This window comes from Serratia sp. CY33525 (assembly GCF_052169115.1).
Classification (GTDB): Bacteria; Pseudomonadota; Gammaproteobacteria; order Enterobacterales; family Enterobacteriaceae; genus Serratia; species Serratia sarumanii.
In genome coordinates this window covers 127,672-149,006 of sequence record NZ_JBJNLK010000009.1, presented here as the reverse complement: position 1 = coordinate 149,006, position 21,335 = coordinate 127,672, and the positions used below count along the sequence as shown (strand labels likewise).

At 62.4% G+C, this 21,335-nt stretch carries 15 protein-coding genes; 7 read left to right on the top strand and 8 right to left on the bottom strand.

Annotation, left to right across the window (positions count from 1 at the left end; genetic code table 11):
• Window positions 1-59: 59 nt before the first annotated feature.
• The 5 genes from ACJ8IM_RS20295 (at window position 60) to ACJ8IM_RS20275 (ending at window position 7,190) form a co-directional block, all read left to right on the top strand.
• The gene (locus ACJ8IM_RS20295) at window positions 60-740 is read left to right on the top strand and encodes a class I SAM-dependent methyltransferase (RefSeq protein WP_033653125.1); all 681 of its coding nucleotides are present in this window, start codon (window positions 60-62) and stop codon (window positions 738-740) included.
• Between the two features lie 214 nt (window positions 741-954).
• On the top strand, window positions 955-2,097 hold the full coding sequence (locus tag ACJ8IM_RS20290) for an efflux RND transporter periplasmic adaptor subunit (protein ID WP_033653127.1): 1,143 nt from the start codon (window positions 955-957) through the stop codon (window positions 2,095-2,097).
• Window position 2,098: 1 nt separating this feature from the next.
• Window positions 2,099-5,236: an efflux RND transporter permease subunit gene (locus tag ACJ8IM_RS20285; protein WP_033653128.1), complete on the top strand. Its 3,138-nt coding sequence runs from the start codon at window positions 2,099-2,101 to the stop codon at window positions 5,234-5,236.
• Window position 5,237: 1 nt separating this feature from the next.
• Window positions 5,238-6,680 carry an efflux transporter outer membrane subunit gene (locus ACJ8IM_RS20280; protein ID WP_033653129.1) on the top strand — a complete coding sequence of 481 codons (1,443 nt, stop codon included), beginning with the start codon at window positions 5,238-5,240 and terminating at the stop codon, window positions 6,678-6,680.
• Window positions 6,681-6,836: 156 nt separating this feature from the next.
• Entirely contained in the window at window positions 6,837-7,190 is a 354-nt protein-coding gene (locus ACJ8IM_RS20275) for a DUF1493 family protein (protein ID WP_033653130.1), read from the top strand.
• A 14-nt stretch (window positions 7,191-7,204) separates the two neighbouring features.
• Here ACJ8IM_RS20275 and ACJ8IM_RS20270 read toward each other — a convergent pair whose 3' ends face one another.
• The 7 genes from ACJ8IM_RS20270 to ACJ8IM_RS20240 all read right to left on the bottom strand — a co-directional run bounded on the left by ACJ8IM_RS20270 (window position 7,205) and on the right by ACJ8IM_RS20240 (window position 17,090).
• Window positions 7,205-7,402, bottom strand: coding sequence for a heavy-metal-associated domain-containing protein (locus ACJ8IM_RS20270; protein WP_165791029.1), 198 nt, complete (start codon window positions 7,400-7,402; stop codon window positions 7,205-7,207).
• A gap of 74 nt (window positions 7,403-7,476) precedes the next feature.
• Window positions 7,477-7,947 (bottom strand): Cu(I)-responsive transcriptional regulator, encoded by a 471-nt coding sequence (gene cueR / locus ACJ8IM_RS20265; RefSeq protein ID WP_033653133.1) that lies wholly within the window; start codon window positions 7,945-7,947, stop codon window positions 7,477-7,479.
• 12 nt (window positions 7,948-7,959) lie between these two features.
• A complete protein-coding gene (locus ACJ8IM_RS20260) occupies window positions 7,960-10,515 on the bottom strand; it encodes a heavy metal translocating P-type ATPase (RefSeq protein ID WP_033653134.1) in 2,556 nt (851 codons plus the stop codon).
• Between the two features lie 62 nt (window positions 10,516-10,577).
• The gene (locus ACJ8IM_RS20255) at window positions 10,578-12,056 is read right to left on the bottom strand and encodes an efflux transporter outer membrane subunit (RefSeq protein WP_101455558.1); all 1,479 of its coding nucleotides are present in this window, start codon (window positions 12,054-12,056) and stop codon (window positions 10,578-10,580) included.
• Window positions 12,056-15,208 (bottom strand): efflux RND transporter permease subunit, encoded by a 3,153-nt coding sequence (locus ACJ8IM_RS20250; protein ID WP_033653135.1) that lies wholly within the window; start codon window positions 15,206-15,208, stop codon window positions 12,056-12,058. The genes ACJ8IM_RS20255 and ACJ8IM_RS20250 overlap by 1 nt, the downstream gene beginning before the upstream one ends.
• Entirely contained in the window at window positions 15,205-16,365 is a 1,161-nt protein-coding gene (locus ACJ8IM_RS20245; protein WP_269454185.1) for an efflux RND transporter periplasmic adaptor subunit, read from the bottom strand. The genes ACJ8IM_RS20250 and ACJ8IM_RS20245 overlap by 4 nt, the downstream gene beginning before the upstream one ends.
• 155 nt (window positions 16,366-16,520) lie before the next feature.
• Complete coding sequence (locus ACJ8IM_RS20240; protein WP_033634573.1) at window positions 16,521-17,090, bottom strand: DJ-1/PfpI family protein; 570 nt, start codon at window positions 17,088-17,090, stop codon at window positions 16,521-16,523.
• A 135-nt stretch (window positions 17,091-17,225) separates the two neighbouring features.
• On the opposite strand from ACJ8IM_RS20240, the gene ACJ8IM_RS20235 reads away from it, so the two are divergent.
• Complete coding sequence (locus tag ACJ8IM_RS20235; protein ID WP_033653136.1) at window positions 17,226-18,764, top strand: long-chain-fatty-acid--CoA ligase; 1,539 nt, start codon at window positions 17,226-17,228, stop codon at window positions 18,762-18,764.
• Window positions 18,765-18,807: 43 nt separating this feature from the next.
• On the opposite strand, the gene ACJ8IM_RS20230 is transcribed toward ACJ8IM_RS20235, so the two are convergent.
• Window positions 18,808-20,082 carry a Glu/Leu/Phe/Val family dehydrogenase gene (locus tag ACJ8IM_RS20230; protein ID WP_033653137.1) on the bottom strand — a complete coding sequence of 425 codons (1,275 nt, stop codon included), beginning with the start codon at window positions 20,080-20,082 and terminating at the stop codon, window positions 18,808-18,810.
• 604 nt (window positions 20,083-20,686) lie between these two features.
• Here ACJ8IM_RS20230 and ACJ8IM_RS20225 point away from each other — a divergent pair.
• Window positions 20,687-21,307: a helix-turn-helix transcriptional regulator gene (locus ACJ8IM_RS20225; RefSeq protein WP_033648347.1), complete on the top strand. Its 621-nt coding sequence runs from the start codon at window positions 20,687-20,689 to the stop codon at window positions 21,305-21,307.
• Window positions 21,308-21,335 lie beyond the last annotated feature (28 nt).

The following is a 21,335-nucleotide window of genomic DNA, read 5'->3' as shown; positions in this document are numbered from 1 at the left end:
ACCGGGTTGTTTGTCACGATCGGCTGTGGTTGGCTTAGCGCTGACACAAGGAGAAAATCATGACCGATTCACCCTCGACTATTCCCACCTGGTATCGCGATCCGCGCGCGGAAGAGGCCATGGCCGATGGCCATGCGCCCATCTGGCGGCATCTTATCGGCCTGGTGCCGGAAAACGAACTGTCCGGCGTGAAGGTGCTGGATTTCGGCTGCAATCAGGGCGGTTTTCTGCGCCTGCTGTACCAGCTCCGCCCATTTCAGCAGGGGCTTGGCGTTGATATCGCTCGCCGGTCCGTCGATGAAGCCAACCGGCTGAAAGGGCATCTGCCGGTGGTTTATCAAACCGATACGCGGCTGAACGGCTGGGACGACCATTTCGATATCGCCTTCAGTCATGAAGTCATCTATCTGATCGACGATATTGCCCAGCATGCTGCCGATATACTGCGGGTGCTGAAGCCGGGCGGCGTTTACTATGCGGTGACCGGTTGCCACACCGGCAACCCGCTGTGGCCGCAGTGGCGTGAACGGGTGGCTGCAGAAACCCATACCGTGGTGCAGGATCGGTCGCTGGCCGACTATGCGCGCATTTTCTCCGCCGCGGGGTTCCAGGTCTCTGCCCGCAGGCTGGGCTTTTCCGGCTTCGTGCCCTATGAGCCGGACGGGTGGATGCCGGATATCGCGGCGGCAATCGACTACTATTGGCACACCAAAACGGTGTTCAGGCTGGTTAAACCCTAAAAATCCTACGTGGCGCAGCCCTCGGCTGAAGTGGAACGCTTTATTGCATTGGCTAAAAACCGCTGCGCCAGTTTGCTGAAACCACGCTGAGCGATATTGCTCCACCATTTCCCGCTTCGACAAGATTTTACCGAATCCTTACGCAACCCTTTCAGAAGCGAATGTCGGCATTCGATATATTGAGAATAGTCATTCTCAATGGGATCGTATTGCAATGCAGAGGAAAACGTTTTTGGTGCTCGGGCTGTCGCTGTTGTTGGCCGCCTGCGATGGGCAAAACGCCGGTGCGCCAGCCGGCGCGGGCGCAGAACAGGAGGTCGGCGTGGTCACGCTGCGCGGCCAGTCAGTGACCCTGAGCAGCGAGTTGACCGGCCGGGTCAACGCCACCATGACCTCCGACGTGCGGCCGCAGGTCGACGGCATCATCAAGCAGCGGCTGTTTACCGAAGGGGCCGAGGTCAAGGCCGGGCAGGTATTGTATCAAATTGACCCTGCCAGCTATCAGGCCAGCTACGATCAGGCCGCCGCCCAGCTGAAAAACGCCCAGGCCACGGTGCAATCCACCCGGCTCAAATCGCAGCGCTATGCGGCGCTGGTGAAAGAGAACGGCGTTTCTCAGCAGGATGCGGACGATGCCAAAGCCGCCTATCTGGCGGCCGTGGCGTCGGTGGCTCAATATCAGGCGGCGCTGGAGACGGCGCGCATCAACCTCGCTTATACCCAGGTGCGGGCGCCGATCGCCGGCCGCATCGGCATCTCGTCGGTGACGCCGGGCGCGCTGGTCACCGCCAGCCAAAGCGATGCGCTGGCCACCATCCGCGCACTCGACCCGATCTATGTCGATCTGACCCAGTCCAGCGCCCAGCTGCTTAAACTGCGGCGCCAGCAGGCGGCGTTACAGCGCAGCGCGGTCACGCCGGTCGCCATCAAGCTGGAGGACGGTACGCCTTATGCCCATGCCGGCAAGCTCGAGCTGACCGAAGTCGCGGTGGACGAAGCCACCGGTTCGGTCACGCTGCGCGCGGTGTTCCCCAACCCCGAACATGAATTGTTGCCCGGTATGTATGTCCACGCCACGGTGGATAACGGCGTCGATCCCAAAGCCATTCTGGCGCCGCAGCAGGGCATAACCCGCAATGCCAAAGGGGAAGCCACCGCGTTGGTGGTGGACGAACAGAACAAAGTGGCGCAGCGCACCGTCAGCGCCGAACGGGTGGTGGGCAGCAATTGGCTGATCGGCAGCGGGCTGAACGAAGGCGATCGCCTGATCGTCGAAGGCACCAGCAAGGTTACGATCGGCGCCGCGGTGAAGCCGGTTGAGGTTTCGGTCGACAAAACCCAACGCGGGGAGCAGTGATATGGCGCAGTTCTTTATCCGGCGGCCGGTATTCGCCTGGGTGATCGCCATCATCATCATGCTGTGCGGCCTGATGTCGATCAATTCGTTGCCCGTTTCGCAGTATCCGGACGTCTCGCCGCCGCAGATCTCCATCTCCGCCACCTACCCGGGCGCGGACGCGGAAACGCTGGAAAACAGCGTCACGCAGGTGATTGAGCAGCAGCTCACCGGCCTGGACGGCCTGCTGTATTTTTCTTCGACCAGCAGCTCCAGCGGCTCGGTCAGCATCAACGTCACCTTTGATCAGGGCACCGATCCGGATATCGCTCAGGTGCAGGTGCAAAACAAGGTGCAGCAGGCGGAAAGCCGTTTGCCGAGCGCGGTTACCGCGCAGGGCGTGACGGTCAAGAAATCCCAGAGCAGCTTCTTGCTGATCGTCGGGCTGTATGACGAAAGCGACAAGGCGACGATGGCCGATATCTCCGACTATCTGGTCAGCAACCTGCAGGATCCGCTGTCGCGCATCGAGGGCGTGGGGGACGTGCAGGTGTTCGGCTCGGAATACGCGATGCGCATCTGGCTGGATCCGACCAAGCTGGCGAGCTATGCGCTGATGCCTTCCGACGTGCAGACGGCGATCGAAGCGCAAAACACCCAGGTGTCCGCCGGCAAGGTCGGCGATCTGCCGGCCGCCGCCGATCAGCAGCTGACCGCCACGGTAAAGGCGCAGTCGCGGCTGCAAACGCCGGAACAGTTTCGCAATATCATCCTGAAAAGCGACAGCAGCGGCGCGCTGGTGCGGCTGGGCGACGTGGCGCGAATTGAGCTGGGCAACGAGGACTACTCCGCCAGCGCGCGCCTCAACGGCCACCCGGCGGCGGGGATCGCGGTCAAGCTGGCGGCGGGCGCCAACGCCCTCAACACCGCCAAGCTGGTGAAGGCCAAGGTGGCGGAATACCAAAGCGCGATGCCGCAGGGCTACAAGGTGGCCTACCCGAAAGACAGCACCGACTTTATCAATATCTCGATCGAGGAGGTGGTGAAAACGCTGTTCGAAGCGGTGGCGTTAGTGGTGGTGGTGATGTTCGTGTTCCTGCAAAACCTGCGTACCACGCTGATCCCGACCATCACCGTGCCGGTAGTGTTGCTGGGCACCTTCGGCGTGCTGGCGGCGTTCGGCTATTCAATCAATACCCTGACGCTGTTCGGCATGGTGTTGGCGATCGGGTTGTTGGTGGACGACGCCATCGTGGTGGTGGAAAACGTCGAGCGCGTGATGCGGGAGGATAAGCTGCCGCCGCGCGAGGCGACGGAGAAATCGATGCGTGAAATCACCGGCGCATTGGTCGGCATCGCGCTGGTGCTGTCGGCGGTGTTTCTGCCGATGGCGTTCTTCGGCGGCTCCACCGGGGTGATCTATCGCCAGTTTTCGATCACCGTCGTCTCCTCGATGGTGCTGTCGGTGGTGCTGGCGTTGACGCTGGCGCCGGCATTGTGCGCCACGCTGCTGAAGCCGGCGCACGACGCGCAGACCGACAAGGGCTGGCTGGGCAAATTCAACCGCGGCTATGAGCGGATGCAGGAGAAGTACGCCGACAAGGTCGGCGGGGTAATCCACCGGCCGACGCGCTATCTGCTGCTGTATGGCCTGCTGTTGATCGCCGCGGCCGTGATGTACCTGCGCTTGCCGACCGGCTTTCTGCCCAACGAGGATCAGGGCACGGTGATGGTGCAGTACACCTTGCCGGCCGGCGCCACCGCCTCGCGCACCTCGGCGGTGAGCGAGGCGGTGACCGCCTATTTCCTCGACCAGGAAAAGGCCAACGTCAGCACCATTTTCACCATTAACGGTTTCGGCTTCAGCGGCAGCGGGCAAAACGCCGGCATGGCGTTCGTCAGCCTCAAAGACTGGAGCCAGCGCAGCGGCAGCGAGAACACCGCCGACGCCATCGCCAAACGCGCCATGGCGCACTTCGCTACGCTGCGCGACGCCCAGGTCTTCTCCATGAGCCCGCCGGCGATCGACGGTTTCGGCCAGTCCGACGGCTTCACCTTCGAGCTGCAGGCCAAAGGGGCGACCACCCGCGCCGAGCTGCAGGCGATGCGCGACCAGATCGTTGCCGCGGCCGCCGGCAATCCATCGCTGCTGGCGGTGCGCGCCAACACCTTGCCGGATACCCCGCAGCTGCAGGTGGAGATCGACAACGGCAAGCTGCAGGCGCTCGGCCTGAGCGCCGCCGACGTCAACAGCACCCTCAGCAGCGCGTTCGGCAGCACCTACATCAACGACTTTATCGATCGCAACCGGGTGAAAAAAGTCTATATGCAGGGCGATGTGCAGTACCGCGCCAAGCCGGAAGATCTTGACCGCTGGTTTGTGCGCGGCACCAACGCGTCGGGCGCCAGCAGCATGACGCCGTTCTCCGCCTTCGCGTCTTCGCACTGGATCTACGGGCCGGAAAACCTGTCGCGCTATAACGGGCTGTCGTCGTTCGAGATCACCGGGCAGGGCGCCACCGGCGTCAGCTCCGGTACGGCGATGAGCGAGATGGAGAAGCTGGCGGCAACATTCTCCGCCGGCAGCAGCTATTCCTGGAGCGGGCTGTCCTATCAGGAGCGGCTGACCAGCGGCCAGGCGTCGTCGCTGTACGCCATTTCGCTGATCGTGGTGTTCCTGTGCCTGGCGGCGCTGTATGAGAGCTGGTCGATTCCGTTCGCGGTGATGTTGGTGGTGCCGATGGGCGTGGTGGGCTCGCTGCTGGCGATCACCCTGCGCGGGCTGGAAAACGACATCTACTTCCAGGTGGCGCTGCTCACCATCATCGGCCTGTCGGCGAAGAACGCCATTTTGATCGTCGAGTTCGCCGAGGAGATGCACCAGCGGGGTGAAACGCTGATTGGCGCGGCGGTCCACGCGGCGCGCATGCGCCTGCGACCGATCCTGATGACCTCGCTGGCATTCACCGCCGGGGTGCTGCCGCTGGCGGTATCCAGCGGCGCCGGCGCCAACAGCCGCATCGCCATCGGCACCGGCATCATCGGCGGCACCATCACCGCCACCGCCTTGGCGATCTTTTTCGTCCCGCTGTTTTATGTGTTGGTGCGCCGCATGTTTGCCCGTCGGCCCGCCAACCCGCCGTCACAGGCAGGAGAATAACGTGTTGCAACGAGTCATGATGTTAACTTTACCGCTGCTGCTGACCGGCTGCCTGTCGCTGGATCCGCACTACCAGCGCCCGGCGGCGCCGGTGCCCGCCAACCTGCCGCAGGGCGAGGCCGGCGGCAACCAGGCGCTGAGCTACCCGGACGTCGCCTGGCGCGACTATGTCCAGGACGCCCGGCTGCGCCAGGTGGTGGCGCTGGGGCTGAACGGCAGCCGCGATCTGCGCGAGGCGATCGCCAATATCGCGTCGGCGCGCGCCCTGTACGGCGAGCAGCGCTCGGCGCTGTTCCCGACAATCAATGCCACCGCCGACGGCAGCCGCGGGCGGGCGCTGACCGGCAGCGGCAACGCCACCGCGCTGAGCCAAAGCTACGAAGCCGCGGCCGGCGTCAGCGCATTCGAGTTGGATCTGTTCGGCAAAAACGCCAGCCTGTCGCGCGCGGCGTTCGAAACCTATCTGGCGAACTCGGAGGCGGCGAAAAGCACTCGCCTGACGCTGATCGCCGATATCGTCACCGACTGGGTGGCGGTGGCGGCCGAGCGCAGCAATCTGGCGGTGGCGCAGCAGACGATGGCGAGCGCCAAACGGTCGCTGGACGTCACGCGCAACAATCAACAGCACGGGATTGCGTCGCTGGTTGACGTGGCGTCGGCGGAAACCGTCTATCAGCAGGCGCGATCGGACGCCGCCAGCTACGCTACCAGCGCCGCGCAGGCGAAAAACGCGCTGGATTTGGCGGTGGGGCAAAGCGTGCCGGAAAGCCTGCTGCCGAGCGGCATCGAGGCGCTCGGCGGGATCATGCGCGATCTGCCGGCCGGCGTCTCTTCGCAAGTGTTGCTGAAGCGGCCGGACGTGCTGCAGGCCGAGCATAACCTGAAATCCGCCAACGCCAATATCGGCTCGGCGCGGGCGGCGTTCTTCCCGTCGATCAGCCTGACCGCCAGCGGCGGGGTGGGCAGCGGTGAACTCTCCTCGTTGTTCAGCCACGGAGCCGGCGTCTGGTCGTTCGCACCGAGCATCAGCCTGCCGATCTTCAGCGGCGGCTATAACACGGCTCAGTTGAACTACACCCAGGCGCAGAAAGACCTGTATGTCGCCACCTATGAGAAAGCGGTGCAGACGGCATTTCAGGAAACCGCCGACGCGCTGGCGCGCAAGGCCACGCTGCAGGAGCAGCTGGCGGCGCAGACCGGCTATGTGGCGGCGGCGCAGCAATATTATCGCCTGGCCGAGCTGCGTTACCGCCAGGGCGTTGACAGCTACCTGACGCTGCTGGACGCGCAGCGCACGCTGTACACGGCGCAGCAGGCGCTGATCGCCGCGCAGCAGACCGCGTATGACAATCAGGCCACCCTGTATAAAGTGTTGGGCGGCGGCGTTGCCGCCGAGCGGCAGGGGGACGGCGTCATCGCCGACAAGACGACGCTCAGCCGCTAACCGTCAACCGCGCGCGCCGGGAGTGTGGCTGCGCGCGGTTTTTTATGGAAAGTGTAAAGAAACGGAAAACCCGGCCGGCGGCCAGAACTCGCCGGGGCAGGCAGAGTCAGACAGAGAACCGCATTCCTCTTTTATTCATACCGGCTCGAGGTCGTCATGGCAGAAGACATTCAGCAACAGGTCATCGCGCTTATCGCCGCCTTCAACGCATCAGGGCGGCTGAAGAAGGGCGTGGTCATCACCCCGGAAACCGAGATCAACACCGAGCTCAACCTGTCGTTCAGCGATTCCAATACGCTGATGCGCCGCTACTTCGATACCTTCGGCGTCGACAGCGGCAACTATAACCACGAGCTGTATTTCCAGCCGCCGACCAACACCGGCCGCTGGTTTTCCCCCTCCGCCTGCAAAGAACACCCCCGGCCGCTGTGCGTGTCGATGCTGGTGCGTTCCGCGCGCGCCAAACGCTGGCTGTACGATATCCACTTTCTTATCGAACAGCTGCGCTAGACCTGATGCGCCGCTTAATCCGGCTCGGCCGGAGGAAAACCGGCTTCGTCCAGCGCGGCGCCGAAGGCAGCGCTGTGCAACGCACTGTCGATGAGCACTTCCCGCCTGGCCGGATCGGTTTGAATGCGCGCCTGCGGGTCAACGTTCAGCAACGCCCGGGTGACGGAACTGGCGCAGCCGCCGCAGGTCATGGCTGGAATATGAAAACGAATCATTTTTACTCTCCTCGTCGATTACGGTGTTTGATAACGGTAAAGCTTGCCAGCGTGACAGGGTCAAACTCTTTTTATGACGATTCACGCGGTCGTCGTGGTTTCGGCTCGCGCATCACCCCGAAATGCGGCGTTTGGCGCGGCGCGATGAGCGCCACCGGTTGCGCTAAACCTGCCAGAATAGGGCAGTCGGGGCGCGTATTGCCGTGGCAATGGCCGGCAAGGCGTTCCAGCGTTTGCGCCATCGTCTGCAGTTGCGCAATCTTGGCTTTCAGCACGGCGATATGGGATAGCGCTACGGCTTTAACATCGGCGCTGGCGCGTTCGCGGTCGTGCCACAGCATCAGCAACGCAGATATCTGCTCAACGGAAAAACCCAGGTCGCGTGAGCGCCGGATAAAACGCAGGCCATGCACGTCCGACATGCCGTAGTGGCGGTATCCCGCATCGGAGCGAGCCGCTCTCGGGATCAGGCCTATTTGCTCGTAATAGCGAATCATCTTCGCCGAAACGCCGGATAACCGGGCTGCTTGTCCGATGTTCATCCTGTCCTCCTGTTACGATGATGCCGATATTCCGCCGGGTTGCGCGGTTGCCGCCGCCGCTTCAGCGCGGCTCTCGACGGCCATCGGCGCCTGGAAACGTTTGAGCCGCAGCGCATTGCCAAGGACGAAAACGCTGGAAAGCGCCATCGCGGCCGCGGCGAAAATAGGCGAAAGCAGCGTGCCGTTCAGGGGATAAAGCGCGCCGGCTGCCACTGGGATCAGGACGGCGTTATAGGCGAAGGCCCAAAACAGGTTCTGCTTGATGTTGCGGATCGTCGCCTGGCTGAGCGCAATGGCGTTGGCTACGCCGCGCAGGTCGCCCGACATCAGCACCACATCGGCCGCTTCTATCGCCACATCGGTGCCTGTACCGATAGCCAGCCCAACGTCCGCCTCCGCCAGTGCCGGCGCATCGTTGATGCCGTCGCCGACGAAGGCGACTTTCGCGCCGCTGTTGCGGAAGGATTTCAACGCCGCCACCTTGCCTTCGGGAAGCACTTCGGCCGCGACTTCGTCAATCCCCAATTGCCGGGCGATCGCCGCCGCCGTCGCGGCATTGTCGCCGGTGATCATCGCAACCTTGAGCCCAAGCGCATGCAGCGCAGCGATAGCTTCCGGCGTTGTTTCCTTAATCGGATCGGCAACGGCGATCACCGCAGCCAAACGGCCATCAATGGCGGCATAAAGCGGGCTTTTCCCCTGGGCGCCGAGGCGCTCGGCGACGGGCTGAAAACGTGTCACATCAAGCCCGAGCCTGATCATGAAGCGATCTGCGCCAACGGAGATCCGGCGTTGGCCGATGCGCGCCGTTACGCCGAAACCGGGTGTGGCGTCGAAACTGTCGACAGCGGCGAGCGTAAGATTCTGCTCTCTTGCCGCCGCGACGATAGCTTCGGCGATGGGGTGTTCGGACCGTGTCTCGACCGCAGCGACCAAGGCCAGTACTTCGTGGTATTCGAAACCGTCAGCGGGCACCAGATCGGTCAACTCGGGGCGGCCTTTGGTCAGCGTGCCGGTTTTGTCGAGGGCGATAACGCCCACATCGCGCAGGGCCTGCAACGCTTCGCCCTTGCGAAACAGCACGCCCAGCTCTGCGGCGCGCCCGGTGCCGACCATGATAGAGGTTGGCGTCGCCAGACCCATGGCGCAAGGGCAGGCAATAATCAACACGGCGACCGCATTCACCAGCGCGAAGGTCAGCGCGGGCGACGGCCCGAAGAACAGCCAAACCAGAAAGGTCAGTACCGCCGCCGCCATGACGGCCGGAACAAACCACATCGTCACCTTATCGACCAACGCCTGAATCGGCAGTTTGGAACCCTGCGCTTCCTCCACCAATCGAATGATTTGCGCCAGGACGGTATTCGCGCCGACTTTTGTCGCCCGGAAACTGAACGCGCCGGTTTTGTTGATGGTTCCGCCGACCACATCGGCCCCCACGGTTTTCTCGACCGGCACCGGTTCACCGGTGATCATGCTTTCATCGACATAAGACGCGCCTTCCAGAACTTCGCCATCCACCGCGATTTTCTCCCCCGGCCGGACGAAGACCACATCACCGGCAACCACCTGTTCGAGAGGGATTTCAACCGTTTCGCCATGCCGTTCAACGCGTGCGACCTTGGGTTGAAGGCCGACGAGCCGTTTGATGGCCTGTGAGGTGCGCCCCTTGGCGCGCGCCTCCAGCACGCGCCCGAGCAGGATCAGCGTGACGATCACGGCGGCGGCTTCGAAATAGACGTTGGCGGTGCCCTGCGGCAACACCCCGGGGGCGAAGGTGGCGACCAGCGAATAACCGTAGGCCGCCGCCGTGCCGACCGCAACCAGCGAGTTCATGTCGGGGGCGCCGCGCAGCAGCGCAGGAACGCCTTTGCGGAAGAAGCGCAGGCCGGGGCCAAATAAGACCAAGGTGGTGAGGACAAACTGGATATACCAGCTTGTCTGCACGCCCAACCCCTCCATGACCCACTCATGTATGGCGGGAATGAGGTGCGACCCCATTTCCAACAGGAATACCGGCAGGGTGAACAGGGCGGCGCCGAACAGGGCGCGCCGCAACGCGCGTGACTCATTTTCGCGCCGTTCGGCGGCCTGGTCGTCCGCGCTGGGGCTATCCGCCGTCAGGCGGCGAGGCGTATAACCGGCGCGGGTGACGGCAGCGGCGAGGTCTTCCAGGGATACGGTGCCGGCCAGATAGCGCACCCGCGCGCGTTCGGTCGCCAGATTGACATTGGCTTCGGTAACGCCGGCGACCTGGCTCAACGCTTTCTCCACCCGCCCGACACAGGAGGCGCAGGTCATATTTTCGATCGCCAGCTCAGTGGTTTCTTCTCGCACGGTATAGCCGGCGCCTTCGATGGCGCGGGCCGCCGCCTGCGGATTCGCCTGGCCGGTAAACGTGATGTCGGCGCGTTCGGTGGCGAGATTGACCGTTGCCGCCTGCACGCCGGGAACCGCCGTCAAGGCCCGCTCGACGCGACCGACGCAGGAGGCGCAGGTCATGCCTTCAACCGGCAGACTCAGACGCACGGACGAAGGCTGGGGGAAGTTGGCATTGGATGAATTCATGTTATGTGCCCTTAAAGGAGTGGCTGGTATCAGCAAGGCTAGAGCTTCCCATCGGGGGAAGGTCAAGGTTCATCGCCGATTTTTGCCGTCATGAACGAACCGGTCGCGCCGCGGCAATCGTTTTTTGCCGCCGCGCACGTCTCCCAGCCGCCGCCGAGCGCTTTGTAGATTCCCACCACGGCAAGCCGCTGACGCGTGCCGGCCTGCGTCAATGCGCGCCGGCTGGCGAAGTCGGCCCGTTCTGCCTCGAGCACCTCCAGATAAATGCCTTCGCCCGCGGCAAAACGCGTCTGGGCGAGCCGGGCCGCTTCGCGATTCGCCGCCGCCTCAAGTAACCGCAGATCCAACGTGCTGACCGCCTCAGCATAGGTTTTGAAAGCATCGTCCGTTTCGCGCAGCGCGCTCAGCACCGTCCGCTCGTAAATCAACAGCGCCTGTTGTGTTCGCGCCTCGCTGGCGGCGATCCGGGCGCGTACGCGCCCGATATCGAGAAATGCCCAGCGAATCACTGGGCTGATCACAGCGGAGAACGCACCGGCGCCAGTCAGCGCATCGAGGTTGCCGGCGATCAGCCCGATCGAACCTCGCGCTTCGATGCGCGGGTAGAGCGCCGCCGTTTCCACGCCAATCATGGCGGTGGCTGCCGCAAGTTCCCGTTCAGCCGCCACAATGTCGGCGCGCCGGGCGAGCAGGGCGCCGGGCGTGCCCACGGCGATCGTCCGCAGCACTGGCGGCTGGCTTCCCCATTCGGCGGAAGGGGGGCGGAATGTCTGGGGCATTTCGCCAAGCAGCGTCGCCAATGCGTTGACGGCGGCGGCTCGGCGGCGTTCCAGCTCTGGCGTCGCCGCTTCGACGTTGCGCAATAGCGCCTCGGCGCGCAATCGGTCGAATTCGCTGGCGGCGCCGGCGCTCATTTGTTTTTTTACCAGCACCAAACTTTCACGCTGGCTGTGGCTAATTTCGGCGACCATCTTAAGTTCGGCGTCTAAACCTCGGAGTTCTAGCCAGGTGGCGGCCACTTCCGCAGCGACGCCCGCCTGAACGCCACGCAGCAACGCTTCGCGGCTTCCCGCCAGCGCCTGAGCGGCCTCAATCGAGCGCCGAACGTGTCCAAAGAGATCGATTTCCCATGTCGAATCAATCGCACCGCGATAGGTTTGCGTATGGCGTGGCTGGGCGGCCAGCTTCTCCGCTTCACCCAGTCGACGCGTCTCATAACTCAGCGCGGCACCGGCGCGCGGCAGAAAATCCTGTCGTTGTTCACGCAACAGGGCTCTGGCTTCGTCTACTCGGGCGACGGCGATGCCGACATCATGGTTCGCCGCCAACGCGCGCTGAACCAAATCCGTGAGAGCAGGATCGTCAAAGAGGCGCCACCATGCGAGTTCGACATTTCCGGCACTCAGCCCCGCCGGTGGTTGGCCGAAGCCGGCAGGGTGACGGGCGACGGGCGGCGAGTAATCGGGGCCCACCGCCGCACATCCGGTTAGCAAGGCGAGCGCGCTCAGCGGCAATAACAAGGTTCTACGAAGATTTTTCATCAGACTCGCTCCTTACGGCTGGCTTTGGCACGATATTGCTCGAATCGGGTCGCCAGGCCGCGAATCACGACATAAAAGACCGGCGTCAGGAACAGGCCGAACAAGGTCACGCCCAGCATGCCGGCGAAGACCGCCACCCCCATGGCATGGCGCATTTCCGCCCCCGCACCGCTGGCGAAGATCAATGGAATGACGCCGGCGATAAACGCGATTGAAGTCATCACTATCGGTCTTAATCGCAGCCGGCAGGCCTTAATCACCGCCTCGAGCGCGTTGACGCCTTCATCCTCCAGGCTGCGGGCGAACTCGACGATCAGAATGGCGTTTTTGGCGGCCAGGCCGACCAGCACAATGAGGCCTATTTGCACGAAAACGTTGTTGTCGCCGCCCAGCAGCCAGACGCCAATCATGGCGCTCAACAGACACATCGGCACGATCAGCAGCACGGCCAAAGGCAGTAGCCAGCTGTTGTATTGCGTGGCCAGAATGAGATAGGCGAGCAGCACGCACAGCGGAAAAATGAACAGCGCCGCGTCGCCCGCGAGCTTTTGCTGATAGGTGAGATCGGTCCATTCGACGGTCATGCCTTCCGGCAGCGTCTCTTTCGCCAGGCGCTCCATCAATGCGGCCGCCTGACCGGAACTGACGCCCATCGCCGCACCTCCCGAGATATCAGCCGATGGATAGCCGTTGTAACGAATGATGCGATCCGGGCCGGAGCCGGGCGTAACGGTGACAAAGGAAGACAGCGGCAGCATGTCGCCGGCCGCGTTGCGCACCTGCAGCCGGCCGATAGCTTCGGCCTGCATGCGATGGGCGGCATCGGCCTGAGCGGTGACTTTGTAGGTGCGGCCGAATCGGTTGAAATCGTTGATGTAAAGCGAGCCGAGGTAGATTTGCAGCGACTCGAACACATCCGCCAGGCTGACACCCTGACTTTGCGCCTGAGTGCGGTCGATAACCACATCGAGCTGCGGCGCGTTGATATCCAGACTGGTCATCAGACCGGCGACCTGGCCCGATTCGGTGGCTTTCATCATCAGGATCCGCGTGTGCTCAACCAGGGACTCAAGCCCCGCGCCGCTGCGATCCTCCACCTGCATCTTGAATCCGCCGGTAGCGCCGAGACCGGGAACGGGCGGTGGCGGAAATACGCCGAGGAAACCATCGGGAATGTCGGCGAATTTCGCCTGCAGCCGACCGGCTATGGCGGAGGCTGCCAGATCGGGCGTGGCGCGATCTTTAAACGGATCGAGCATGACGAACATCACGGCGGCGTTCGGCACATTGACGAAGCCGTTAATCGACAGCCCCGGAAAGGCCACGACGCTTTCCACCCCAGGTTCCGCCAGCGCGATCTTCGACATCTGTTTAACGACCGCATCGGTGCGATCCAGCGAGGCCGAATTGGGCAGTTGGGCGATGCCCACCAGATAGTACTTATCCTGCATGGGCACGAAGCCCGGCGGAACGGCCTGGAAGCTGAAAAACGTCAGAACGAGCAGCCCGCCGTAAATAGCCAGCGCCATCCCGCGGACGCGCACCGTTTTACGCACGGCATTGGCATACGCGTCCGGCGCGCGTTGGAAAGGCCGGACAGCGGCTTGCAAGACGCGCCCAATGCGGCCGGGAGCGCGAGGTTTCGCCGGATGAGGCCGCAGCAACATGCCCGCCAGCGCCGGGCTGAGCGTAAGCGAATTGAGCGCCGACAGCAGGGTTGAAATGGCGATGGTCAGCGCGAACTGCCGGTAAAACTCGCCCTGTAAACCGCTCAGGAACGCTGTTGGAACGAAAACCGCGGCCAGCACCGAGGTGATGGCGACGATCGGGCCGGTGACTTCATTCATGGCGAGTCGCGCGGCTTGCTGCGGTGTTTTGCCGTTTTCTATGTGTCGTTCGACGTTTTCCACCACCACGATCGCGTCATCGACGACGATGCCGATAGACAATACCAAACCGAACAGGGACAGCGTATTAAGAGAGAAGCCCATCAAGTACATGATGGCGAACGTGCCGACCAGCGAAACCGGCACCGCGAGCAGCGGAATCAGCGAGGCTCGCCAGCTGCGCAGGAACACCACTACCACGATCACCACCAGCAGGATCGCTTCCAGCAGGGTCGTCACAACCGACTCGAGCGATGCCCGCACGAAAACCGTGGGATCGTAGGCGATCCGTGAACTGAGTCCGGCAGGAAAGTTGCCCTCCAGGCGCTTGACGGTCGCTCTGACCGCCTGAGCGACGTCCAGCGCGTTGGCGCCCGGGCTCTGAATGATTTGCAGCGCGACGGCCGGCTCGCCGTCGAGCAGGCTGCGCAGCGCATACGCATCGGCGCCCATTTCTATACGGGCGACGTCGCGCAGGCGGGTCACCCGGCCGTCGCTGCCGGTGCGGATGATGATATCGCCAAACTGTTTCTCATCGGCCAGACGGCCGAGGGTATTGACCGTAACCTGAAATGCGGCATTGGAATCGGGCGCCTGACCGACGGAACCGGCCGCCACCTGAACGTTTTGCTCGCGCACCGCAGCGATCACATCGCCGGCGGTTAGCCCGCGCGCGGCGATCAGATCCGGATCCAGCCAGAGCCGCATGCTGTATTCGCCGGCTCCCCAGACCTGGACATCGCTGACGCCCGGAATGCGGGACAGTTCATCACGAACCTGCAGATAAGCGTAATTTGAGATATAAAGCGGATCGTAGCGTTGGTCAGGCGACAGGAGATGCACCACCATCAGGATGTCCGGTGAGGTTTTCTGCGTCACCACGCCCTGGTGCTGTACCTCTGCAGGCAAGCGGGGTAACGCGCGCGCGACCCGATTTTGCACCTGGATCTGCGCCATGTCGGCATTCGTTCCCTGGGCAAAGGTGACGGTCAACGTCATTCGGCCGTCGGTCGCCGCCTGTGAAGACATGTAAAGCATGCCTTCGACGCCGGTGATGGCTTGCTCAAGCGGTGCGGCTACCGTTTCCGCGATCACTTTCGGGTTGGCGCCGGGATAAGACGCCGTCACTTGTACGGTAGGCGGCGTAACCGCAGGGTATTCGCTGAGCGGTAACTGGAATAACGCCACGGTGCCGGCGATCAGCGTCAAGATCGAGAGCACGATGGCGAAGATCGGGCGTTTAATGAAGAAACGAGGGAAAGTCATGTCGCGTCTCCCGCAGCATTCAATTGCTCGATAGGCGCGCCGTCAATCTCGGCGGGCTGCGGCGTGATTGACATGCCGGGGCGCACCAGCCCTTTCACGACGATGCGTTCTCCCGGCCGCAGGCCGTGCTCTATCACGCGCAGTCCTTCAACGACCGGGCCAAGTTCAACGGGGCGGTATTCGGTTTTGTCATTCTCATCGACGACCAGGACATAGCGCCGGTTTTGATCGGTGCCAATCGATTGGTCGGCGATCAGGATCTTGGCCTGCGGCGCGCCGGTTTCCAGCTTGACTCTGGCGAACAACCCAGGTGACAGTCGCCCATCCGGGTTATCGATCACCGCGCGCAGGCGCACCGTTCCCGTCGTGCGGTCGGCGGTATTGGACTGGAAATCGACGCGCCCGCGCCGGGAATAGGTTTTGTCTGCAAGTAACGCCACCGATACCCGAATGTCAGGTGGCGCCGTTTTATTGCGCCACGCGGTCAACGATTGCAAATAGGTGCGTTCATCCACATCGAAATAGACGTGGAGTGGATCGACCGAGACCAGCGTGGTGAGCGGCGTGACGCCGCCGGTGACATAGTTGCCTTCGGTGACGAGCGTCTGGCCTACGCGTCCGGCAATCGGCGCGGTGACGCGGGTGAACTCCAGATCCAACTTTGCCGCCTCCCGCGCCGCTTTCGCTGCGTTGACCTGCGCATTGCTCGCTTTCATCATGGCGGTAGCCGAATCAAACCGATCGCGGGCGATAACGTTTTTATTGAACAACGTTTTAGCGCGCACATAGTCGGCCTGGGCTAGCGTTGAGGCGGCTTCCGCTTCTTGCAAACGCGCCGTCGCCTCGTTCAGCGCGGCTTGAAATGGCCGCGGATCGATGAGAAAGAGCGGGTGGCCTTTTTCTATCAGGCGACCTTCCGGCACATTTACCGCCAGCACATAACCGGCGACCCGAGGCCGCAACTCAACGTGCTTGACCGCGGCCAGCGAACCGGTGAATTCGGCAAAGGGCGTTATCGGGCGGACTAAAACATCAGCCACAGGAACACGGGGAGGCGGCGCAGGTGTCGCCGAAGACGGGTTTTCTTTGCAGCCGGCAACGGCGAAAGCGCCGTTTATCGCCGCTGCGATCAGGATTATGGTTTTGGCTTTCATCATTTGACCTTTCCTACCGAAGTCGACAGTGGAATTCACTGCGTGGAAGCAGTTCATCCCGCGTTATCCGACTTCCAACGTTGGGAAGGTCAAGCGATTTTTGGTTTATTGCAAAGGGGATGCCGCGTCGTCGCTATCTGGTGCGATCCCCTGAACGGCTATTTCTGCAGCACCTCGACGAACTTCGCCAGCCACTGCGGATGCGCCGGCCAGGCCGGGGCGGTGACCAGATTGCCGTCGACGTGCGCCTGATCGATGCCGATCTCCGCATAATGGCCGCCGCCCAGCCGCACCTCCGGCGCGCAGGCCGGGTAGGCGCTGCAGGTGCGGCCTTGCAACACCCCGGCCGCCGCCAGCAGCTGCGGGCCGTGGCAAACGGCGGCGATCGGCTTTTTCGCGGCGTCAAACGCCTGCACCAGCGCGATCACGTCGGGATTCAGGCGCAGGTATTCCGGCGCCCGGCCGCCGGGGATCAAGAGCGCATCGTAGTGCTCTTCTTTGGCGGTGGCGAAGTCGGCGTTCAGGGTGAAACGGTGGCCGGGTTTCTCGCTGTAGGTTTGCGCGCCGTCAAAATCGTGGATCGCGGTCATGATGTAGTCGCCGACGGCTTTGCCGGGGCACACGGCGTCCACCCAATGGCCGATCATCTGCAACGCCTGAAACGGCACCATGGTTTCGTAATCTTCGGCATAGTCACCGACCAGCATCAGGATCTTTTTCTTGCTCATGATCACAACTCCTGCGGGATGGGGATTGCCTAAGGTATAGCCCAGCGGCCCTGGGAATGCGAACCGCGAAGCGCCTATCTATACTCGTGATACTGCGGCGCTTTTCTCGCCGCTCAACCCCAGGGAGGATCCCCGATGCTGAATCTGGCTACCTTGCTTGAAGAGAATGCGCGCACCTGGCCGGAACGGCCGGCGGTGATACAGGACGATGTACCACTCAGCTATCGGGCGCTGAACGACATGGCCAACCGGGTGGCGAATCTGTTGGTCGCGCGCGGCGTGCGGCGCGGTGAACGGGTGGCGCTGGCCTGCCCGAACCGGCCGGAGTTTCCGGCTGTCTATTACGGCATTCTCAAAAGCGGCGCGGTGGTGGTGCCGCTCAATATTCTGCTTAAGAGCGCGGAGTTCGACTATTACCTGGCGGATTCGGCGGCGGTGGCGCTGTTTTGTTTCGAGGGCAGCAGCGGCCTGCCGCTGGGGGAGGAAGCGCTGCGGGCGGCGGCGAACGCGGAACAGTGCCGTGAGGTGTTTATCATCGGCGATCGGTTGCCGCTCGAGGGGGAGCGTTTCAGCGCGGCGATAGCCGCACAGGCTACCGAATTCGCTTCGGCCGCGACGCTCGAAAGCGACACCGCGGTGGTGCTGTATACCAGCGGCACCACCGGCCGCGCCAAAGGGGCGGAGTTGACCCACGCCAATCTGGTGCTTAACGCCTTGGGATCGGTGCGGCTGTTCGACGGTTCGGAGACGACCCCCGATCGTCACCTGGTCACCTTGCCGCTATTCCACACTTTTGGTTCGACGGTGCAGATGAACGCCGGGTTCGCCGCCGCCGCCACTCTGGTGCTGGTCGAGCGCTTCGACGCCGCGCAGGCCATCGCGCTGATGCAACGGCACGGCATCACCTTTTTCGCCGGGGTGCCGACCATGTATTGGGCGCTGTTGAATGCGCTGGATGAACACACGGATATCGAAAGCTTGCGCAGCACGCTGCGTATGGCGGTGTCCGGCGGCGCCAGCCTGCCGGTGCAGATCCTGGAGGATTTTTCGCGCCGCTTCGGCGTCAACATTCTCGAAGGGTACGGGCTGTCTGAGACCAGCCCGGTCGCCACCTTTAACCATCCTCACCGCCTGACCAAGCCCGGCTCCATCGGCCAGCCGATCTGGGGCGTGGAGGTGCGCCTGCTCGACGCCACCGGGCAGCCGGTCGACGCTGTCGATCAGGTGGGGGAGATCGCGGTACGCGGCTACAACATCATGAAAGGCTATCTGAATCGCCCCGAGGCGACGGCGGAGGTGCTGGAAAACGGCTGGTTCCGCACCGGCGATCTGGCGCGCCGCGACGCCGACGGCTTCTATTTCATCGTCGATCGGGCCAAGGACATGATCATTCGCGGCGGGTTCAACGTCTACCCGCGCGAGATTGAAGAGGCGCTGATTCGCCACCCGGCGGTGTCGTTGGTGGCGGTGATCGGCGTCGAACATCCGTCGCTGGGCGAAGAGATCAAAGCGGTGGTGGTGTTGAAAGAGACGGAGGAGCCGATCGAGGAAGAAACGCTGATCGCCTGGAGCCGGGAACGGCTGGCGGCGTACAAGTATCCGCGCATCGTCGAGTTCGTCGAGCGTTTGCCGATGACCAGCACCGGTAAGGTGTTGAAGCGCTGTTTGCGCTGAGGAAAACCCGGCCTGCCGGGGCGGGCAGGCCGGGATACGGGCATCAACCTGGGTAGATGCCGCGCTCTTTACGTGCGGTCAGGATGCGCTCACAGGCCACGATATAAGCGGCGGTGCGCAGGCTGCACTCTTTCTCTGCGGCCTTGTTCCAGACGTGGACCATGGCGTCGGTCATGATCTTGTCCATACGCTCGTTGATCTCGGACTCGCTCCAGAAGTAGCTCGCCATGTCCTGCACCCACTCGAAGTAACTGACCGTTACGCCGCCGGCGTTACAGATAACGTCCGGAACCACGGTGATGTTACGGGAGCGCAGAATGTCGTCCGCCTCTGGGAAGGTCGGGCCGTTAGCGCCTTCCAGCACCAGTTTGGCGCTGAGGATTTCGGCACGCTCACGGGTGATTTGGCCTTCCAGCGCCGCAGGGATCAGGATGTCCATGTCGACCGACCAGAACGCTTCGCTTTCGATCTCGCTGGCGCCAGGGAAGCCGGCGATCTGCTTGTGCTTGGCCTGGTATTCGGTCAGCGCGGCCAGGTCGATGCCGTCGGCGTTAAACAGGGTGGCGGAGTGGTCCTGGATGGTGACGACGCGCGCGCCGACGCCAACGAACAGGCGAGCCGCTTCGCTGCCCACGTTACCGAAGCCTTGCACCGCCACTTTGGCGCCTTCGATCTGCACGCCCAGACGCTTGGCCACTTCACTGCCGGTGACGAACACGCCGCGGCCGGTCGCTTTCTCACGGCCCAGGGAGCCGCCGAGGTGGATTGGCTTGCCGGTGACCACGCCGGTGATGGTGGTGCCGTGGTTCATGGAGTAGGTGTCCATCATCCAGGCCATCACTTTGGCGTTGGTGCCGACGTCCGGCGCAGGGATGTCTTTCTGTGGCCCGATGATGAAGCCGATTTCGCTGGTGTAGCGGCGGGTCAGTCGCTCCAGTTCGCCTTCAGACAGTTTGAACGGGTCGACGCGGATGCCGCCCTTGGCGCCGCCGTACGGCAGGTTGACCGCGGCACACTTGATGGTCATCCAGGCGGACAGGGCCATCACTTCGTTCAGATCGACGTCAGGGTGGAAGCGGATACCGCCTTTGCCCGGCCCACGCGACAGGTTGTGCTGTACGCGGAAACCTTCGAAGTGACGGATGGTGCCATCGTCCATCTGCAGCGGGATATCGACAATCAAAGCGCGCTTAGGGTGACGCAGCGTATCAACCCAGCGTGACAGCTCGCCGAGGTAAGGGGCGACGCGATCGATTTGTTGTAGATATGTAGCCCAAGCGGTGGTGCTGCTGTCTGAAGCGTAGGATAGCTTTTCCATAACCAACCTTTATATATTAGAGGTATTTATTTCGTTTAACCGTGGATTAGCAAGCGCATAACACTTTGCGACGCTAAATTTACCACTAATTATGCCGGTTGTTAGCCCCCCGCTCATCGGGCCAGCGGGCGGTTTTTCGCCGCCTGCAGGGCGGTAAATGAATAGTTAATTACTTTTTGTCGGCAGTGAGCGAGCACATGCATAATTTATGCATGTAAAGCGCATAAAAACCCTTTTTATCTATTTTTCAGAAGCTTGAATGTGATCAAAAAGTTTCATTTTATTTAACAGCCATGTTGACAATGGCGTTTCCCCTCGGCAGCGTTAAAATCCTGTTAAAACGCCGTCTGCCGCCGTGTTTTACCTGGCCAAGAGGAGCATGATTCGAGGCTGTTTTAATGTGTTGCGGCAGAAGAGTGGGCTGAAAAGCGTGTTCACCTGAAACGAACGGGTGACCGATCCCCGGCAAGGACAATAAAGGCGCTTGCGGCGCAGCCGCCGGTGAAGGAGCTGCCAACGCCATCCACTCGGCAAGCGGCGGCAACTGCGGTATGCTAAGCGGCTGAACCGCAAACCAAACCGGGCTATACGGAGACCTCCCAGCGTGCCGAACTCTTCTTCTCAACTCGAACTTTTGCGCTCGGTCGCCGACGGCATCGCGGCGCTGTTTTTCCCGAATGCGGAAGTGGTGATCCACGATCTGGCCACCAACAAGATTGCCTATCTGGCCAACAACCTGTCGAAGCGCAAACCGGGCGATGACGCCGGGCTGGAGGACTTCGAGCTCGATGGCGGCGCCGGCGTGACCGGCCCCTATGAGAAGCTGAACTGGGACGGCAAAAAGATGCGTTCGGTGAGCATCGCCGCGCGCGACGAGCAGGGCAAGCCCAGCTATCTGCTGTGCATCAACCTGAGCACCGCGATGTTCGAGGACGCCCGCAACGCGCTGGACATGTTCCTGTCGGTCACGCGGCTGCAGCCACAGCCGCAACAGCTGTTCAAAGATGACTGGCAGGAGAAGATCAACACCTTCCTGCACGACTGGCTGCGGCGCGAAAACGCCGCGCTCGGCGCGCTGAGCCGCGAACAGAAACGGCGGCTGGTCAGCGATCTCTATCATCAGGGGGCGTTCAAGGCCAAAAGCGCCGCGGACTACATCGCCAACGTGCTGTCGATGGGGCGCGCCACGGTGTACAAGCACTTGCGAGAATTGAAGCAGGAGTAAAGGCGGCGGGAAAGGTGGAAAAATGGGC

Coding starts and splice junctions, on each gene's coding strand:
- ACJ8IM_RS20275 (WP_033653130.1), top strand. CDS start 6,837: ATGGCAGAAGACATTCAGCAACAGGTCATCGCGCTTATCGCCGCCTTC.
- ACJ8IM_RS20295 (WP_033653125.1), top strand. CDS start 60: ATGACCGATTCACCCTCGACTATTCCCACCTGGTATCGCGATCCGCGC.
- ACJ8IM_RS20245 (WP_269454185.1), bottom strand. CDS start 16,365: ATGATGAAAGCCAAAACCATAATCCTGATCGCAGCGGCGATAAACGGC.
- ACJ8IM_RS20290 (WP_033653127.1), top strand. CDS start 955: ATGCAGAGGAAAACGTTTTTGGTGCTCGGGCTGTCGCTGTTGTTGGCC.
- ACJ8IM_RS20250 (WP_033653135.1), bottom strand. CDS start 15,208: ATGACTTTCCCTCGTTTCTTCATTAAACGCCCGATCTTCGCCATCGTG.
- ACJ8IM_RS20260 (WP_033653134.1), bottom strand. CDS start 10,515: ATGAATTCATCCAATGCCAACTTCCCCCAGCCTTCGTCCGTGCGTCTG.
- ACJ8IM_RS20285 (WP_033653128.1), top strand. CDS start 2,099: ATGGCGCAGTTCTTTATCCGGCGGCCGGTATTCGCCTGGGTGATCGCC.
- ACJ8IM_RS20230 (WP_033653137.1), bottom strand. CDS start 20,082: ATGGAAAAGCTATCCTACGCTTCAGACAGCAGCACCACCGCTTGGGCT.
- ACJ8IM_RS20255 (WP_101455558.1), bottom strand. CDS start 12,056: ATGAAAAATCTTCGTAGAACCTTGTTATTGCCGCTGAGCGCGCTCGCC.
- ACJ8IM_RS20240 (WP_033634573.1), bottom strand. CDS start 17,090: ATGAGCAAGAAAAAGATCCTGATGCTGGTCGGTGACTATGCCGAAGAT.
- cueR (WP_033653133.1), bottom strand. CDS start 7,947: ATGAACATCGGACAAGCAGCCCGGTTATCCGGCGTTTCGGCGAAGATG.
- ACJ8IM_RS20235 (WP_033653136.1), top strand. CDS start 17,226: ATGCTGAATCTGGCTACCTTGCTTGAAGAGAATGCGCGCACCTGGCCG.